Here is a 16,169-nt window from a genome sequence, read left to right on the forward strand (position 1 = left end):
GGAAAAGCCATGCGACCACTCATGCTCCACCGCACCTGCGACCTTGGCCCGATCCGGGCTGTGACCGCCGATCTCAAGCCGACCGATGTTGGCTGCGAGGCCGAATTCCGGCTCGAAGGGAAGGTCGACGCCATCCGTCTTCCTGAACCGGGACCGTCAGTGCGCACCGATGATCTCTGGAAGACGACCTGCTTTGAAATCTTCTGGCAACCAATTGGCGGAACATACTACCGCGAGTTCAACCTGTCGCCCTCGAGCCGCTGGGCGGCTTATGACTTCGATGCATTCCGCGAAGGTATGCGAGATGCACCCGTCGATGCGATTTCGTTGAGCCATGCAAGGGCAAGCGCAAATGGAGTAGGGGAGCTTGTACTCAAAGCGAGAATTGCGAGCGACCTTCCCACACCTGCCCAAGTGGCACTTAACGCTATCGTCGAGCACGAGGATGGGACATTGCAATTCTGGGCACTGGCATTCCCACCTGGGAAGGCCGAGTTTCATTCAGAAGCCTGTCGCCAACTGATCGTGGACAGAGACTAGGCTTCTTCCGCGCGCCCACCAAAGGGGCCGTTCAGTCGGACAACTTCGTAATTGATCGCCTGCGCGAAACAGGTCCAGATGATGTAGGGCAGGATCAGCCAGGCAGCGAAACTCGACACCGGTTCCAGAATGAAGGCCAGCGCGATGCATGAGGCGATCAGCAGCCAGTTCTCGTAGAAGGACCAGTCAGGCCGCTTGAACTTGAAGAAAAGCGGTGACCACAGGAAATGCAGTACTGCGTTGACCGAAAACGCGGCTGCGACCGCATAATACTGTCCTGCGCTATCCGCTTCGGTGAGCCCGATATAGAGTGCCCATCCAGCCAGCCCCAGGATGATTGTCCACGCAGGACCAAATGCCCAACCGGGTGGCTGAAACCAGGGCTTGTCAAGATTGTGATACCACTCGCTCAGGTCGGTGAGCAGGCCGCCTGCTATGTTCAGGCCAAGGCCATAGAGGATCGCGAAGGTGAGGGCGGTGTAGTCCATGATGATACAAGCGTTTCGATAGACGATCCGTTCCGCGCAGGCAAAGCGAGTTACGAGCGCTTGCCTTTGACAGAAGCCTGTTCCAACGCTTTCGCCATGGCCAACTCAGTCCAATTCGGCATCGACCGTTTGCTCGCATCTCCTGACCTGATCGCCCAGCTCGGCGACCGCCGGGTCGCACTCGTCGCACATCCGGCGAGCGTCACCGCTGATCTCACGCACAGTCTGGATGCGCTTATCACGGCAGGAGTGAATGTCAGCAGCGCCTTCGGGCCGCAGCATGGGCTGAAAGGCGACAAACAGGACAACATGGTTGAGACTGCCGATGAGATGGATGCGCAATACGGCATCCCCATCTTCAGCCTTTACGGAGAAGTGCGCCGGCCCACAGGGCAGATGATGTCGAGCGCGGATGTATTTCTGTTTGATCTTCAGGACCTTGGCTGCCGCATCTACACTTTTGTTACAACGCTGCTCTACCTCCTTGAAGAAGCGGAAAAGCACGGCAAGGAAGTGTGGGTTCTCGACCGCCCCAATCCAGCGGGCCGTCCGGTCGAGGGCACATTGCTGGTGCCGGGGCAAGAAAGTTTTGTCGGTGCCGCACCCATGCCCATGCGCCATGGTCTCACTTTGGGTGAGATGGGTCATTGGTTCGTGGAGCATTTCAACCTCGACGTGGCGTACAAGGTGATCGCCATGGAAGGCTGGCAGCCTGACGCCGGCGATGGATCGGTAGCAAGCGGCTTTGGCTGGCCGGCTTCACGCATCTGGATCAACCCGTCTCCCAATGCGGCTAGCGTCAACATGGCGCGCTGCTACGCTGGGACTGTCATGCTTGAAGGCACGACGCTGTCGGAAGGGCGCGGCACAACCCGGCCACTCGAGGTCCTGTTTGGAGCGCCTGACGTTGACGCAAAAGCCGTGGCGGCTGAGATGCTCGCCTTCGCGCCTGACTGGTGCAGTGGCGTCAGGATGCGCGATTGCTGGTTCGAGCCGACTTTTCACAAGCATGCGGGTAAACTGTGCAATGCGCTGATGCTGCATGCCGAAGGGCCTGACTACGATCACGACGCTTTCAAGCCCTGGCGTATGCAGGCACTCGCCTTCAAAGCCATTCGGCGGTTGTACCCCGACTACGACCTATGGCGTGATTTCCCCTATGAGTACGAGCTCGACCGTCTAGCAATTGACGTGATCAATGGCGGCCCAGCTTTGCGCGAATGGGTCGACAACCCCGACGCCTCGCCGCACGATCTCGACAATGCAGCCTCACACGATGAAGCGGCATGGGTGCAGGCCGTGCGCGGACACTTGCTCTACTGATCTCGCTTGATGGATGAAGCCTGTCTCCTGCGCTCGGAAAGGCTCACATTGATGCCTTTGCAGCAGGGTGACCAAGCATTCGTCGAACGATTGCTCCAGTGCGAACTGGTGCGTCGCTATCTCGGAGGTCCTTTGGATTCAAACGAGCTTGGACCGACCTTCGCGAGATATCTGGATCTTGCAGCCAACCACTACGTGTGGGCCGTCCGCGATGTTGCGGCTGCGGGAGATCCAATTGGGCTGGTTTTCCTCGACCGGCATAAGCGACTCGATGCGCCCGAACTGTCATTCCAGTTCGACGCCGGATCATGGGGCCAAGGCTACGCGTTTGAAGCTTGCTCAACAGCAAAGCATTTTGCTCGGCAAAATTCGGGAGCATCGCGGATCGTTGCCGAAACCCAGTCGGTAAATTGCCGCTCGGTCGCGCTTCTGCATCGCCTCGGCTTCAAGGAGATGGAACGCCTGATTAGGTTCGGAGAATTGCAGAGCGTTTTCGTGGCCTGACACAGAAAACGGAAAGGCAGAAAGCGTCTACTCTTCGAACGACGGCGGCGCCTGTGCCGGGATTACGCCGGGCGCATTTTCGCTAGGAAGCGGAAGAGGTCGGATATCGTCCGGATCGCCCATCATGACCATAACGGAGCACCCATCCTGCTGCCTGTGCAATGCATAGATTGCGAGTGGTTTGTCAGGGGACGCAGGTTCGCGTGAAAAGAATGGCGACTGCCCCGAAGCCTCACGCGCCTGAATGACGCGATCGTTGCAGCTTTCGTCACGCTGCGAGCGCTCGAGGATCTGCGCGAGGTTGTTATCCTCCTCAAGCGCATCCTCAATTGTGCGCCAACGCTCAGGCGGAGTTGTGTAGGCTGGATTGTCGAGCGCAGCCGGTCCGGGAGCCGCAAATTCGGGTTCACCAGCACCTATCAAGGCGACTGCTACCATCGGAACAAGCACGATGCGCATCACAAATCTCCCTTTCCTGCCAGCGCTGTAGCAGAAAAGAGACGTTCTCGCGAGTGCGGCTCAATGACCCTGTTTGCGGCTGAGTTCGCGCATCGCACCGTCCAGCCCCTCAAGCGTCAGCGGGAACATGCGATCGTTGACCAGCTCTTTGAGGATCTTGGTCGACTGCGAATAGCCCCACTGCTTTTCGGGCACCGGGTTGAGCCAGACGGTCGCCGGATAGGTGTCGGTGACACGCTTCATCCAGATGCCGCCAGCTTCCTCGTTCATGTGCTCAACGCTGCCACCGGCATGTGTGATTTCATATGGGCTCATCGCGGCATCGCCGACGAAGACGACCTTGTAATCGTGGCCATATTTGTGAAGCACGTCCCAAGTCTTCGTACGCTCCTGCCAGCGCCGCTTGTTGTCCTTCCAGACGCCCTCGTAGAGGCAATTGTGGAAGTAGAAGAATTCAAGGTTCTTGAACTCCGCCGTCGCAGCGCTGAAGAGCTCTTCGACCAGCTTGATGAAGGGGTCCATTGATCCGCCAACATCGAGAAACAGCAGCAGCTTTACCGCGTTGCGGCGTTCTGCTCGCATGTGAATGTCGAGCCAGCCCTGCTTTGCGGTTCCTTCGATGGTCGCATCGAGATCGAGTTGATCTTGAGCGCCCTCGCGCGCAAAACGGCGCAGGCGACGAAGCGCCATCTTGATGTTGCGGGTACCAAGCTCCTTGGTGTTGTCGAGGTTCTTGAACTCGCGCTTTTCCCAGACCTTGACCGCGCGCTTGTGGCGGCTTTCTCCGCCGATCCGCACGCCCTCCGGGTTGTAGCCTGAATTGCCGAAGGGTGACGTGCCGCCTGTGCCTATCCACTTGTTGCCACCTTCGTGGCGCTTTTCCTGTTCCTCGAGCCGCTTCTTCAGCGTCTCCATCAGCTCGTCCCAGTCGCCGAGCTTTTCGATCTCGGCCATCTCTTCCTCGGACAGGAATTTTTCGGCGACCGCTTTCAGCCAATCCTCGGGCACATCGACAGGGTTCTGACCGTAATCGGTCATGATGCCCTTGAAGACTTTGTGGAACACTTGGTCGAACTTATCGAGCATCCCTTCGTCCTTCACGAACGTTGCGCGCGACAGGTAATAGAAAGCCTCAGGCGTCTGCTCGATCACGTCTTTGTCGAGCGCCTCAAGCAGCGTGAGGTGTTCCTTGAAGCTCGCGCCGATCCCGGCTTCGCGCAGTTCGTCCATGAAGTTGAAAAACATGGCCGTGGTCTAAACGCGATTTTTCCGCGTTTCCAGTCCCATGAATGCCATCCTCGGCCAATCCCTTAAACCTTCGCTAACCATATCGGAGTTAGGGCGAGGGCATACAGGGGACCAACTTATTATGAAGCCAGTAGAACTCGACACCGCAACCGCATCTGCGCTGGACAAGATCCCGGAGAAATGCGGGGCTGTTACCGTCGGATGCACCGACGTTGCAGGCATTGTCGAAAAGGTCATCACATCATCCGAAACACTGCGCGCCGAGCACGAGGCTTTGCGCGGGACGGTGACTGCGCTTGAAGCGGACCAAACCAAGGTTGCCGAAGCAAGCGATGAAGCGCGGCTTCTATCCGAACGCGCGATTGAGCGTCTGGGCGAGGGTACTAGGCTGATCCAGTCGTCGCTGGGACAGATCGGTTCGCTCCTCGACCTTGTCGATGCGCTGGGCCAACACGTGACCAGCTTTTCGGCCGCAATGGAGCAGGTGCGCCGCAGCGCTCAGGATATCGATGATATCGCCGAGACCACCAACATCCTCGCGCTCAACGCGACGATCGAGGCGATGCGTGCGGGCGATGCAGGGCGAACCTTTGCCGTCGTTGCGAGCGAAGTGAAAAGCCTTGCAAACGACACCCGTAAGGCAACCGAGGAAATCGCACATACGATCGACGCACTTGGCGATGAAGCATCGCAGGTTATCGGGCGGATCGAAGAAGGCTCGAAAGCCAGCTCTGAAGCAAAGGCTTCTGTGGCCCGCATCGAGAGCACGATTTCGAGCGTTGGCGACCTTGTTGAAGAGGTGGACAAACAGAACGATGTGATCGCCCGTTCGACCGGGACGATTTCGAGCCACGTGGATGCAGTGCAGCAGGTGCTGACCAGCTTCGACACCGCAGCTCGCGAAAATGAAAGCCAGCTCCAGGGCGCGCACAAGCGCATGGAAGATCTGGAAATGACCGCCAGCGATATGTTCGACAGCCTGGTTCAGGCCGGTCTAAGCCCGCAGGACAGCATCATGGTTGAGCGTGCGCAAGAAATCGCGCGCGAGGTTGCGAAAGCGACCGAAGACGCCATCGCCACCGGCGAAATCAGCATGGCGCAAGTCTTTGACCAGGATTACGAACTTATCGAAGGAAGCAATCCTAAGCGCTACCGCACCGGCCTCACTGATTGGGCGATGCGCCACTGGCAGCCCAAGCTCGACGCGACCAAGGCCTCGCACGGCGACATCATCGCGGCGGCCTGTACTGACACCAAGGGCTATCTTCCGACGCACCTGAGCGAAATGTCGCGCGAGCCCACCGGCGATGTCGTTCACGACACCAAGTACTGCCGCAACGGGCGACTGATGATGTACCCGATCGACCGCAAGGCGAAGGTCAGCACTGCGCCATATATGATGGCTGTCTATCGCCAGGAAGGCGACGGACGTGAATATCAGGTGGTCCGCAACGTATACGTGCCGCTGATCATCAACGGCCGCCGCTGGGGCGATTTCGAGGTCGCTTACAGCTTTCGGTAAAGCTCCGGCCCGAGCTTAGCTCGGGTTACGGCGCGCCATGAATGCAAGGCGTTCGAACAGCATCACGTCCTGTTCGTTCTTGAGGAGGGCACCGTGTAGCGGCGGGATCGCGCTGTTAGGGTTCGCGTCCTGAAGGACTTCCAGCGGCATGTCCTCGTTCAACAGAAGTTTGAGCCAGTCGAGCAGCTCGCTGGTCGAGGGCTTCTTCTTCAGACCTGGCACTTCGCGCAGTTCGTAGAAGATATCCATCGCCTTCTTGACCAACGTCTTCTGGATGCCGGGATAGTGCACGTCGATGATCGACTGCATCGTTTCGCGGTCGGGAAACTTGATATAGTGGAAGAAGCAGCGGCGCAGGAATGCGTCGGGCAGTTCCTTCTCGTTGTTCGAAGTGATCACGACGATCGGGCGTTCCTTTGCCTCGATCCGTTCCTGCGTTTCGTAAACGTCGAAGCTCATGCGATCGAGCTCCTGTAGAAGGTCGTTCGGAAACTCGATGTCGGCCTTGTCGATCTCGTCGATCAGCAAGACGGGCAGCTCCTCTGAGGTGAAGGCTTCCCAGAGTTTGCCTTTCTTGATGTAGTTCCGGATATCGTGAACGCGCTCTTCGCCCAGCTGGCCGTCGCGCAGGCGTGCAACCGCATCATATTCGTAAAGACCCTGCTGCGCCTTGGTGGTCGACTTGACGTTCCACTCAATAAGCGGGGCACCGATAGCCTTTGAGATCTCATGCGCGAGAACGGTCTTGCCGGTTCCCGGTTCACCTTTGACCAGCAGCGGACGGCGCAGCGTCACTGCGGCGTTGACGGCAACCTTTAGATCTTCGGTCGCGATATAGTCGCTGGTGCCTTCAAAACGCTGCTGCTCGGTGCTCTCTTCGGTCATCGGTTTCCCTTCAAAACGCATTTATTTGTGCGCCGCGATAAGAGACGTGGCCTCGGCGCGCAAGGGGGGAAGGGGACTGCCAGGCCCAGCGAGCAGTCCACGCATCCGGTATCGAGTGGTCAGGCTAGCGCCTCTATTTCATCGGCTTTCTTCTTGAGCGCGCGCGCGCCGATCCAGTTGGCGAGAGCAACAAGAGCAAAGATCCCGAAGGTGATCGCTGCAGGTCCCGCAGCCCCTTCGATAGCGCGGAGCCAGCCCGTCACTTCGGCAACCCTTGATGTCACGGCATAGTAGAACAGGATAACTCCAGGCATCAGTGGCGCGAGGTACCAGCGCGGCACATCGCGTAGTGCTTCATATTGACGCTGATACTGGCGGCGCAGGTGCACAAGGCACGCATCTTCCGGACGGCGATCAAGATTGCTCGCGCGGCGCTTAAGGCCGACCATAACCACGATTGCGCCGCCGACTGTGAGCAGGGCTGAAAGCGTGATCAGCAATTCATCGCGCATGAATGCGCCGATTGCCATTCCTGCGAACAGCAGGATCACCAGCGTGCCTGCAGCGTATTCGGTGATGTTGCGAAACCGGATCCGGCGCTCAAACTTGCCGATGCGAGCAGCGCAATCGGAAGGCGCGCTGAAAGATGCGTCGCTATTCTGGCTGTCCCAGCCGGGCATTGGTGGTCGGGTCATGAAGGATCTCCTAGTTCAAAATGGCCTGCAAGCAGCGCCTTGATGCGATGCACACGCGTTGCGACCGCGCCTGAGGACAGGCCGGTGATTTCGGAAATGTCTGAAGCGCTCTCGCCTTCGAGCCACAGGATAATAACCTGAGCATCAAGCGCAGGGAGCCGCCGGATCAGTTCCGCGACTTGCTCCAGAACGAGGTTTTCAGCTGCATCGGCTTCAGGATTGGCCGCGTCCGGGAGAGCATCGATTTCATCGAGCGGGATTTTCGTCGGTCCGCGCATCGCCTTTGCGACATGATCGGCAGCGACATTGTGCGCGACGCGGTAGACCCAGGTCTTGATGGTACAGTCGCCATTGAACCGGGCAAGGCTCGACCACAAAGCGCAGTGCATCTCTTGTTCGAGATCGCGCGCCTTGTCCGCATTGCGTTCGACAGCGCGAGCGAGGCGGGCAAGCGCTGGCGCAAATTCTTCGCCTGCTTGCCGGTAAAGAGTGTCTGCGTCTTGTGTCATACCCCCTTAGTCCAGCGGCACGCGGATTTCTTACACGCCGGGGGCAGATTTGGCTGACTGCCGGTCAGAGCCGCGTGCTTGCCCCCAGGCAAACGAATGCCAATTGCCCCACCAGTACGAGGATTGTCGCCACCTTCCAGCCCGTGCCCGCATCCTTCATCCCGCGCTCCCAAGTCCACATGCCAAGCGCGCCGGTTATCAGGCTTGATACTGCGATCGTGATCCAACCCGATTGCCCTGCGAGCACCACGAACACCATTGTAAGCAGCAACAGCTGGATCAAGAATGCGGCCGCGAACCAGGCGATGGGTATTGGCCGATATTTCGCGTCGGGAATATGCCAGTCGGGAAGGGCGCTATCCGGGCGAGAGACGCGCCGGTCGCCCGCGTAAATGTCCTCTTCTCGAGGATTGGGATACTTGCCCTTATCCGCCATCACGCATCGATCATGTCGCGGTCCATCTCGCCCGCGCGGTTCTGGATGAAATTGAAGCGGTGTTCGGGGTTCTTACCCATCAGTTGGTCTACGAGGACTTTGACGCCCGCTCTGTCCTCGAACTCCTGCGGGAGCGTGATTCGGACGAGGCTGCGCGTCTCTGGATGCATCGTTGTTTCGCGCAATTGCTGTGGGTTCATCTCGCCAAGACCCTTGAAGCGCGCGACATCGACTTTCTTGCCCTTGAACACCGTCTCTTCCAACTCCGCGCGGTGCGCGTCGTCGCGGGCGTAGCGGCTCTCCTTGCCTGCGGTGAGGCGGTAAAGCGGAGGCTGAGCGAGGAAAAGGTGCCCCTTGCGAACGACTTCGGGCATCTCCTGGAAGAAGAACGTCATCAAGAGCGTCGCGATGTGCGCGCCATCAACATCGGCGTCGGTCATGATGATGATACGGTCATACCGCAGGCTTTCCGGATCGCAATCTTTGCGGGTGCCGCATCCCATGGCGAGCGTCAGATCGGCGATTTCAGAGTTCGCGCGGATCTTGTCGGCGGTTGCGGATGCGACATTCAGGATCTTGCCGCGGATTGGGAGAATCGCCTGAGTTTTGCGGTCGCGTGCTTGCTTGGCGCTGCCGCCTGCCGAGTCCCCTTCGACGATGAAGAGTTCGGTCTCGCGCTCCCCTTCGCCCGAGCAATCGGTGAGCTTTCCGGGCAGGCGCAGCTTCTTCGCATTGGTCGCGGTCTTGCGCTTGATCTCGCGCTCTTGCTTGCGCTTGAGACGCTCATCCATGCGCTCCATCACTTCGCCCAGCAGCGCCTTACCCCGATCCATATTGTCGGTGAGGAAGTGATCAAAGTGATCGCGCACCGCCGCTTCGACGAGGCGAGCGGCTTCGGGCGATGTCAGGCGGTCCTTTGTCTGCGACTGAAACTGCGGATCGCGGATGAAGACACTCAGCATCACCTCGGCGCCGGTCATCACGTCGTCAGCCGTAATGTCCTTGGCTTTCTTGGTGCCGGTCAGCTCTCCGAAAGCCCGCAGGCCCTTGGTCAGGGCCCCGCGAACGCCCTGCTCATGCGTTCCGCCATCAGGCGTCGGGACCGTATTACAATACCAGCTGGTCGAGCCGTCCGAGTAGAGCGGCCACGCAATGGCCCACTCGACGCTGCCCTGACCGATGCCGTCCTTTTCGGGAAACTCCTGTTTTCCAGTAAAGGGCTGGGCGGTGACGCATTCGCGCTGTCCGACCTGTTCGGCAAGGTGGTCGGCGAGCCCGCCAGGAAACTTGAAGGTGGCCTCTGCCGGTACATCGTCGCTGGTAAGGCTTTCTGCGCATTTCCAACGGATTTCCACCCCAGCAAACAGATATGCCTTGGAGCGAGCGAGTTTGAAAAGGCGGTGCGGTTTGAACTGGCGGTCGCCGAAAATCTCGGTGTCTGGCGTAAATGTGACTGTCGTCCCGCGGCGGTTTGGTGCTGCGCCGACTACCTCGATGGGACCTTGCGTGTGACCCTTTGCGAATTCCTGGGCGTAAAGTTGCTTGTCGCGGGCGACTTCGACGCGGGTGTGTGAGGACAGCGCGTTGACCACACTGACGCCCACACCGTGAAGGCCGCCACTGGTGGCGTAGGCCTTTCCCGAGAATTTGCCCCCTGAGTGAAGCGTCGTCAGGATCACTTCGAGGGTCGATTTGCCCGGATACTTGGGGTGCTCGTCGACCGGAATACCGCGACCATTGTCCGAAATGCTGAGACGATTGCCTTCCTCAAGCCGCACCTCGATCCGTGAAGCATGGCCTGCGACCGCTTCGTCCATCGAGTTGTCGAGGACTTCTGCCGCCAGGTGGTGCAGGGCGCGATCGTCGGTGCCGCCGATATACATGCCGGGACGGCGCCGCACGGGCTCCAGTCCCTCAAGGACTTCGATGGAGGAAGAGTCATAATCGCCAGAGGTGGTCGGCGTGTTTTCAAACAGGTCGTCGGACATGCTTCCGATATAGGGACGAGTGCCCACCGCTCACAAGCAGGGGCACACCCGTTTTGCGCCGCTTTTAGTTCCCAAAGCTGCGCGGAGCCGCATCGACAGCGATAACCTGGTTGCCGCGCACTTCTCGAACCTCGAGCGCACGCTGTGCAACACCGCTACGAGCGAAGCGGAACGGGCCGTCGACGCCGAGGAAGCCACCGCGATCATAGAGGCGATTGGTGGGGAAATCGTCGCCCACTTCCCAATCCTGAGCGATGCGCAGCGTCAGCAGCACGGCATCATAGCCGAGCGTCGCGATGCGATATGGCTTTGCCCCGAAGCGCGCTTCGTAGCTGTCCGCAAATCGACGGAACCGCGTGTCGGAAACGGCAGAAAACAGGGCTCCGTTCACGGTCGATGACTGAGTGATCGCGGCTTCACCGCTCCACAATTCAGTTCCGAGCAGGCGAGTGCCTTCGGCGCCCTGGCTGCGGATCTGACCTGCGGCCTGAATGGCGAGGCGCGCACCATCGGCGATCAGAACGGTGTCGTATCCACCCGACTGACGCAGGCGCTGCGCAGCGCCGACAATTGAGGTGTTACCGCGAGCATAACGTTCAAACCTGACCAGATTGCCGCCGTAATCGCGCAGGGAGTTCTGCAAGGCATTGTAGGAACGTTGCCCATAATCGCCCTCGGGCAACAGAGCTGCGAAGCTGTTTGATCCATTGCGGCGCGCATATTCGACCGAGCGACGGATCGATTGTTCGGGAATATGTCCCATCACGAAAACATCTGCGCTGGCAACGCTCGAATCGTTCGAGAATGCGATAGCTGGGACATTGGCTGGCCGCGCTGCAGACTGGACGGCGGGCACGTTGTCCGCGAGAAGAGGCCCGAGGATCAACCGATTGCCATCGGCGATCGCCTGGCGCGCAGCGGCTGCCGCGCCGCCAGAGGTATCGTACGTGGTGATGCGCAGATTGTTTGCGTTGGTGTCGATCAGCGCCATCGTGGTTGCGTTGGCAAGAGACTGTCCGACTTCCGAGGCGGACCCGCCCATTGGCACCAGCAAAGCGACACGGTGACGGGTTGCGTCGGTTGGCAGCGCGGTCTGGCTTGGCTGCGGGGTCGGAGTTGTCGATGGCGTTGTTGAAACCGTCTCGGTCTTGGGAATGACCTGACAGCCTGCAAGCAGCATCGCTGTAGCCACCATCGCGGCATTGCGACGGTTGAACGCCTTCAGGACCTTGCGTGATCCATCCGCAAGGAAATTGGTGCCAAACATACGCTTCATTCTTGCCGACCCCTCATCGCTTCTCCAAGGATGCGGCCCTCATGAGCACGCACAATCCTGAATCAGCCAAAACCGAATTGCTTGATCCCGGTCTCTATATAGTCGCGACCCCGATTGGCAATCTTGGCGATATAACGATGCGTGCGCTCGACGTGTTGCGCCGGGTAGCCGTGATCGCCTGCGAAGACACGCGGGTGACCGGAAAATTGCTCAAGGCGTATGACATCAAGACCCGCATGCAGCGCTATGATGACCACGCCTCAGCCGAGGTGCGGGAGCGATTAATCGAACTGGCGCGAAGGGAACCGATTGCGCTTGTAAGCGATGCGGGAACGCCTCTGGTCTCCGACCCGGGTTATCGGCTTGTGCGTGAGGCTCGCGAAGCTGAGATCGAGGTGACAACGCTGCCGGGGGCCTGCGCTGCCATTTCCGGGCTTACGCTTTCGGGATTGCCTAACGATCGCTTCCTTTTCGCCGGTTTCCTGCCCGTCAAAGAGAAAGCGCGCGGTGATGTGCTAGCTGAATTGGCAAGCGTGAGCGTAACTTTGATCTTCTATGAAACCGGGCCTCGGCTCGAGCGGTCGTTGCGAGCAATTGCCGAAGTCTGGCCCACGCGCGAGGTGGCGGTGGCTCGCGAACTTACCAAGCTGCACGAAGAATGCCGGAGCGGCACTCCGGGCGAATTGGCCGAACATTACGAAGCGCATCCTCCGAAGGGCGAGATTGTGCTGCTGGTGGGGCCGCCCGGGGAAACACTCAGCGATGCTGACCCCGACCAGCTGTTGCGCGACGCATTGAAAACCATGAGCGCCAGCAAGGCTGCCGGTATGGTCTCAAAGTCGACCGGGATTGATCGCCAATCGCTATACGCCCGCGCTGTGGAGCTCCGCGGCGAATGAATGAAAAGCGCGTAGTTGCCGACCGAAAGGGGCGTGAGGCGGAAGCACAGGCCGCGCAATGGCTGATGCAGCAAGGCTTCGAAGTGCTCGCCGAAAGGCGCAAGACCAAGCTCGGCGAGATTGACTTGATCGCCCGAAAGAAGGGCTTGGTTGCGTTTGTCGAGGTAAAGTGGCGAAAGCGCAGCAGTGATCTCGACACCGCCATCGATGAACGCCGCCTAGCGCGGGTCGCCGCGGCGGTCGAGATGGTCGCACACGAATACGCAATGCCGGAAGACGATATCCGCATCGACGTGATCCTGCTTGCGCCCGGAAGCAAGCCCCGCCACATCGAAAACGCCTGGATGCCTTAGGAAGTTTTATGAGCCTCAAAATCGCAGTCCAGATGGACCCAATCGAAAACATCAATATCAAAGGCGACAGTTCGTTTGCCCTAATGCTTGCGGCACAGGAGCGCGGGTACGAGGTTTTCGAGTATCATGTCGAAAGCCTGACACTTGATGCGAATGACCGCCTTATCGCGGAATGCTTTCCTGTGAAGGTGCAACGCGTCGAAGGCGACCACTTCGAAAAGGGCGAGGCCCAGCGCCTTGATCTCGGGCGCGATATCGACGTCGTGTTGATGCGACAGGATCCGCCGTTCCACATGGGCTATATCACCGCGACACATATGCTCGAGCGCATTCAGGCAGAGACACTGGTCGTTAACGACCCTGCCAATGTTCGCAACGCCCCCGAAAAGGTGATGGTCCTCGACTATCGCCGCTTCATGCCGCCAACGCTGGTCACTCGCTCAGTCGACGAGGTGAAGCGCTTCATGAAGGAACATGGAGCGGTCGTTGTGAAGCCAATCCACGGTAATGGCGGCAAGGCCATTTTCCGCGTTCCGGAGAGCGGCGACAATCTCACCGCATTGTTCGAAGTTTTCAATCAAACCTGGCCCGAACCGCACATGGTCCAACCCTTCCTTCCCGAAGTGGCAGAAGGGGACAAGCGTATCGTCTTGATCGATGGCGAAATTGCAGGTGCTATCAACAGGATACCGGGGGAAGGTGAGTTCCGTTCGAATCTCGCCATGGGTGGAAGCGCGGAAGCAACAACCCTGACCGACCGAGAGGTCGAAATTTGCGAGGCCATGGGCCCCGAACTCAAGCGACTTGGCCTGACTTTCGTGGGCATTGACGTGATTGGAGGTAAGTATCTCACCGAGATCAACGTCACTTCACCCACCGGGATCGTCGCAATTTCCAACTTTGACGGGACCGATCTCGCCGGAATGATCTGGGACGCGATCGAAGCGCGCTTGGCGGCCCGGCGCACTTAGCCCTTTTTTGCGCGCGGGTGCGCGCCGCGATAAGTTTCCAGCAGGCTGGCCGCGTCGACCTTGGTATAAATTTGGGTCGAACCAAGCGAGGCATGGCCGAGCAATTCCTGCAGACTCCGAAGATCCGCACCAGCCCCCAAAAGATGAGTGGCGAACGAGTGGCGAAGCGCGTGCGGGGTTGCGGTGTCGGGAAGGCCGAGAGCGCGCCGTGCTCTTGCCATCGCTTTCTGCACCATTCCTGCGGAAAGTGGTCCACCTTTGGCTCCGCGAAACAGCGGCTCGTGCGTGGGGAGGGGCCACGGGCACGCGTTTGCATACTCTGCCACCGCCTCACGCGTGATTGGTAGGATCGGGACCAAGCGCTGCTTGCCGCCCTTGCCGGTGACTTGCAACGTTTCGCCAAGCACAGCATCGCGGCCTTCCAATGACAACGCCTCGGCAATGCGCAGGCCGCTTCCATACATTAGGAGCAGGACCGCACGGTCGCGTGCTCCAATCCAGTCTTCGCTAGCGGTTCCGTCAATGAGATCAGCGATGTTGACCGCTTCATCGGGTGTTACTGGGCGGGGAAGACCTTTCTTGAGGCGCGGCCCGCAAAGGCGCGGTGCCGAAGGGTCGGGATCACCGGCTTCAGAGCGAGCATATGCGATCAAAGCTTTCAGGGCCGACAGTTCGCGCGCTGCGCTCGAATTGGAGAGCCCTTGCGCGCGCCGGCTAGCAAGGTGGCTTCGCAAATCGTGCGCTTCGACCGCCGCGACGTCGTGCCACGTGCTAAGGTCTCTCGCTCTGAGCAACCGCCGCGCAGCGCCGACATAGGCTCGGACAGTGTGAGGACTTCTGCGCCTCGCATCAGCAAGGTGCGACTGCCACTGACCTATTAGAGCCGCCTCGCTCACGCCTGCACCAGTGCTTCGGCAAGCAAGTCGCCCAGGACCGCGTCAAGGACTGGGCGCCCGGCATCGGTAAGTCCAATGCGCTCGTCTTCCTGCCAGATCAGGCCGATGTCCTTCAGGTGCTTGAGTTTGCCTGCATCGACCATTTCGCCGCGATCCTGCCGAAAACGCGCCTCCAAGGCCGACAGGTCGACCCCTTCAACGAGCCTTAGCCCCATCATCAAGGCCTCGGACGCCGCTTCCTTCGGGTCCAGAAGACGCTGCTCCGAAATGCCGTGCGCTCTTTCGTTCACCGCCTTGAGAAAATTCTCCGGCTTTTTGTGCCTCACGGTAGCGAACCCGCCACGTCGGCCATGGGCACCTGGACCAACGCCTGCGTAATCCTGGTACCGCCAATAAGTGAGATTGTGGCGGCTTTCGTCATCTGGGTGCGCGTGATTGCTGGTTTCATATGCTGGCAATCCTGCAGCCGATGTGAGGGACTGCGTGAGTGCAAACAGCTCTGCTGCCTCGTCATTGTCCAGCGGAGCAAATCGCCCAAGGCGAACGTCAGTTTCGAAACGCGTGCCGGGCTCAATCGTGAGCTGATAAAGCGACATATGCGAGGTGCCGAACGATAGTGCCCTTGTGAGTTGCGCTTCCCATTGCTCAGCAGTTTGGTCGGGCAGGGCATAGATCAGGTCAAAACTGACACGCGCAAAATGAGCCTGCGCAACGTCAAGCGCTCCGATCGCCTCCTGCGCGCCATGAAGTCGCCCAAGCCAGCGTAGGGTCTTGTCGTCAAGCGACTGCACTCCAAGTGACACGCGATTGATGCCAGCCGACGCAAGCGCGGCGAAGTTGGCCGCCTCTACCGACGAGGGGTTGGCTTCAAGAGTGATCTCGATCTCGGGTGCAAAGCCCCAGAGTTTCTCTGCTTCGTTCAGCAAAGCTGAAACCAGTTTGGGCGGCATCAGCGACGGGGTCCCGCCTCCAAAAAAGATCGAAGTCAGTTTCTCATAGCCTCCTTCACGCGCCTCAGCGCGCAAGTCGGCAATGAGCGCGCGTTCCCACAGGTCGATGTCCACGCTCTCGCGAACATGCGAGTTGAAGTCGCAATAGGGGCATTTCTTCGCGCAGAAGGGCCAGTGGATGTAGAGGGCGCGTGCCAAGGGTTTTGTCAGTCTTTCCGTAACGCTTG

At 59.2% G+C, this 16,169-nt stretch carries 18 protein-coding genes; 7 read left to right on the plus strand and 11 right to left on the minus strand.

Annotated elements, in window-relative coordinates; all coding sequences use genetic code 11:
• The first annotated feature begins 9 nt into the window (after positions 1–9).
• Positions 10–540 (plus strand): hypothetical protein, encoded by a 531-nt coding sequence (locus NAP1_RS05145; RefSeq protein ID WP_040464260.1) that lies wholly within the window; start codon positions 10–12, stop codon positions 538–540.
• Here the strand turns inward: NAP1_RS05145 and NAP1_RS05150 are convergent.
• Complete coding sequence (locus NAP1_RS05150; RefSeq protein WP_007164180.1) at positions 537–1,028, minus strand: TspO/MBR family protein; 492 nt, start codon at positions 1,026–1,028, stop codon at positions 537–539. The genes NAP1_RS05145 and NAP1_RS05150 overlap by 4 nt on opposite strands.
• A 96-nt stretch (positions 1,029–1,124) precedes the next feature.
• On the opposite strand from NAP1_RS05150, the gene NAP1_RS05155 reads away from it, so the two are divergent.
• On the plus strand, positions 1,125–2,351 hold the full coding sequence (locus tag NAP1_RS05155; protein ID WP_007164181.1) for an exo-beta-N-acetylmuramidase NamZ domain-containing protein: 1,227 nt from the start codon (positions 1,125–1,127) through the stop codon (positions 2,349–2,351).
• Between the two features lie 51 nt (positions 2,352–2,402).
• Positions 2,403–2,855: a GNAT family N-acetyltransferase gene (locus NAP1_RS05160; RefSeq protein ID WP_162013468.1), complete on the plus strand. Its 453-nt coding sequence runs from the start codon at positions 2,403–2,405 to the stop codon at positions 2,853–2,855.
• Between the two features lie 27 nt (positions 2,856–2,882).
• Here NAP1_RS05160 and NAP1_RS15835 read toward each other — a convergent pair whose 3' ends face one another.
• Together NAP1_RS15835 and NAP1_RS05170 are read right to left on the minus strand one after the other, a co-directional pair.
• Positions 2,883–3,314 (minus strand): hypothetical protein, encoded by a 432-nt coding sequence (locus NAP1_RS15835; protein WP_007164183.1) that lies wholly within the window; start codon positions 3,312–3,314, stop codon positions 2,883–2,885.
• Positions 3,315–3,374: 60 nt separating this feature from the next.
• Positions 3,375–4,559, minus strand: coding sequence for a VWA domain-containing protein (locus NAP1_RS05170; RefSeq protein ID WP_007164184.1), 1,185 nt, complete (start codon positions 4,557–4,559; stop codon positions 3,375–3,377).
• A gap of 124 nt (positions 4,560–4,683) precedes the next feature.
• On the opposite strand from NAP1_RS05170, the gene NAP1_RS05175 reads away from it, so the two are divergent.
• Entirely contained in the window at positions 4,684–6,084 is a 1,401-nt protein-coding gene (locus tag NAP1_RS05175) for a methyl-accepting chemotaxis protein (protein WP_007164185.1), read from the plus strand.
• A 15-nt stretch (positions 6,085–6,099) separates the two neighbouring features.
• On the opposite strand, the gene NAP1_RS05180 is transcribed toward NAP1_RS05175, so the two are convergent.
• The 6 genes from NAP1_RS05180 to NAP1_RS05205 all read right to left on the minus strand — a co-directional run bounded on the left by NAP1_RS05180 (position 6,100) and on the right by NAP1_RS05205 (position 11,873).
• Positions 6,100–6,969, minus strand: a complete 870-nt coding sequence (locus NAP1_RS05180) for a MoxR family ATPase (RefSeq protein ID WP_040464749.1) — start codon at positions 6,967–6,969, stop codon at positions 6,100–6,102.
• Between the two features lie 119 nt (positions 6,970–7,088).
• Positions 7,089–7,664 (minus strand): hypothetical protein, encoded by a 576-nt coding sequence (locus NAP1_RS05185; protein ID WP_156777207.1) that lies wholly within the window; start codon positions 7,662–7,664, stop codon positions 7,089–7,091.
• On the minus strand, positions 7,661–8,173 hold the full coding sequence (locus NAP1_RS05190; protein WP_007164188.1) for an RNA polymerase sigma factor: 513 nt from the start codon (positions 8,171–8,173) through the stop codon (positions 7,661–7,663). Before NAP1_RS05190 ends, NAP1_RS05185 begins: the two co-directional genes overlap by 4 nt.
• Before the next feature lie 64 nt (positions 8,174–8,237).
• Positions 8,238–8,609 (minus strand): hypothetical protein, encoded by a 372-nt coding sequence (locus NAP1_RS05195; RefSeq protein WP_007164189.1) that lies wholly within the window; start codon positions 8,607–8,609, stop codon positions 8,238–8,240.
• Positions 8,609–10,597 (minus strand): DNA topoisomerase IV subunit B, encoded by a 1,989-nt coding sequence (parE, locus tag NAP1_RS05200; RefSeq protein ID WP_007164190.1) that lies wholly within the window; start codon positions 10,595–10,597, stop codon positions 8,609–8,611. Before parE ends, NAP1_RS05195 begins: the two co-directional genes overlap by 1 nt.
• Positions 10,598–10,661: 64 nt before the next feature.
• On the minus strand, positions 10,662–11,873 hold the full coding sequence (locus NAP1_RS05205) for a penicillin-binding protein activator (protein WP_007164191.1): 1,212 nt from the start codon (positions 11,871–11,873) through the stop codon (positions 10,662–10,664).
• A 41-nt stretch (positions 11,874–11,914) separates the two neighbouring features.
• On the opposite strand from NAP1_RS05205, the gene rsmI reads away from it, so the two are divergent.
• From rsmI to gshB, 3 genes are read left to right on the plus strand one after another with little or no spacing between them, the layout of a single operon-like run.
• Complete coding sequence (gene rsmI, locus NAP1_RS05210) at positions 11,915–12,772, plus strand: 16S rRNA (cytidine(1402)-2'-O)-methyltransferase (protein WP_007164192.1); 858 nt, start codon at positions 11,915–11,917, stop codon at positions 12,770–12,772.
• On the plus strand, positions 12,769–13,125 hold the full coding sequence (locus NAP1_RS05215) for a YraN family protein (protein ID WP_007164193.1): 357 nt from the start codon (positions 12,769–12,771) through the stop codon (positions 13,123–13,125). Before rsmI ends, NAP1_RS05215 begins: the two co-directional genes overlap by 4 nt.
• An 8-nt stretch (positions 13,126–13,133) precedes the next feature.
• On the plus strand, positions 13,134–14,096 hold the full coding sequence (gene gshB / locus NAP1_RS05220) for a glutathione synthase (RefSeq protein WP_007164194.1): 963 nt from the start codon (positions 13,134–13,136) through the stop codon (positions 14,094–14,096).
• On the opposite strand, the gene NAP1_RS05225 is transcribed toward gshB, so the two are convergent.
• Both NAP1_RS05225 and hemW read right to left on the minus strand, forming a co-directional pair.
• Entirely contained in the window at positions 14,093–14,992 is a 900-nt protein-coding gene (locus NAP1_RS05225; protein WP_040464261.1) for a tyrosine recombinase XerC, read from the minus strand. The genes gshB and NAP1_RS05225 overlap by 4 nt on opposite strands.
• Positions 14,989–16,140, minus strand: coding sequence for a radical SAM family heme chaperone HemW (hemW, locus tag NAP1_RS05230; RefSeq protein ID WP_007164196.1), 1,152 nt, complete (start codon positions 16,138–16,140; stop codon positions 14,989–14,991). Before hemW ends, NAP1_RS05225 begins: the two co-directional genes overlap by 4 nt.
• Positions 16,141–16,169: the final 29 nt, after the last annotated feature.

Origin of the sequence: Erythrobacter sp. NAP1 (genome assembly GCF_000152865.1) — a bacterium.
In the GTDB taxonomy this organism is placed as follows: domain Bacteria; phylum Pseudomonadota; class Alphaproteobacteria; order Sphingomonadales; family Sphingomonadaceae; genus Erythrobacter.

Coding starts and splice junctions, on each gene's coding strand:
- NAP1_RS05145 (WP_040464260.1), top strand. CDS start 10: ATGCGACCACTCATGCTCCACCGCACCTGCGACCTTGGCCCGATCCGG.
- NAP1_RS05150 (WP_007164180.1), bottom strand. CDS start 1,028: ATGGACTACACCGCCCTCACCTTCGCGATCCTCTATGGCCTTGGCCTG.
- NAP1_RS05155 (WP_007164181.1), top strand. CDS start 1,125: ATGGCCAACTCAGTCCAATTCGGCATCGACCGTTTGCTCGCATCTCCT.
- NAP1_RS05160 (WP_162013468.1), top strand. CDS start 2,403: ATGCCTTTGCAGCAGGGTGACCAAGCATTCGTCGAACGATTGCTCCAG.
- NAP1_RS15835 (WP_007164183.1), bottom strand. CDS start 3,314: ATGCGCATCGTGCTTGTTCCGATGGTAGCAGTCGCCTTGATAGGTGCT.
- NAP1_RS05170 (WP_007164184.1), bottom strand. CDS start 4,559: ATGTTTTTCAACTTCATGGACGAACTGCGCGAAGCCGGGATCGGCGCG.
- NAP1_RS05175 (WP_007164185.1), top strand. CDS start 4,684: ATGAAGCCAGTAGAACTCGACACCGCAACCGCATCTGCGCTGGACAAG.
- NAP1_RS05180 (WP_040464749.1), bottom strand. CDS start 6,969: ATGACCGAAGAGAGCACCGAGCAGCAGCGTTTTGAAGGCACCAGCGAC.
- NAP1_RS05185 (WP_156777207.1), bottom strand. CDS start 7,664: ATGACCCGACCACCAATGCCCGGCTGGGACAGCCAGAATAGCGACGCA.
- NAP1_RS05190 (WP_007164188.1), bottom strand. CDS start 8,173: ATGACACAAGACGCAGACACTCTTTACCGGCAAGCAGGCGAAGAATTT.
- NAP1_RS05195 (WP_007164189.1), bottom strand. CDS start 8,609: ATGGCGGATAAGGGCAAGTATCCCAATCCTCGAGAAGAGGACATTTAC.
- parE (WP_007164190.1), bottom strand. CDS start 10,597: ATGTCCGACGACCTGTTTGAAAACACGCCGACCACCTCTGGCGATTAT.
- NAP1_RS05205 (WP_007164191.1), bottom strand. CDS start 11,873: ATGAAGCGTATGTTTGGCACCAATTTCCTTGCGGATGGATCACGCAAG.
- rsmI (WP_007164192.1), top strand. CDS start 11,915: ATGAGCACGCACAATCCTGAATCAGCCAAAACCGAATTGCTTGATCCC.
- NAP1_RS05215 (WP_007164193.1), top strand. CDS start 12,769: ATGAATGAAAAGCGCGTAGTTGCCGACCGAAAGGGGCGTGAGGCGGAA.
- gshB (WP_007164194.1), top strand. CDS start 13,134: ATGAGCCTCAAAATCGCAGTCCAGATGGACCCAATCGAAAACATCAAT.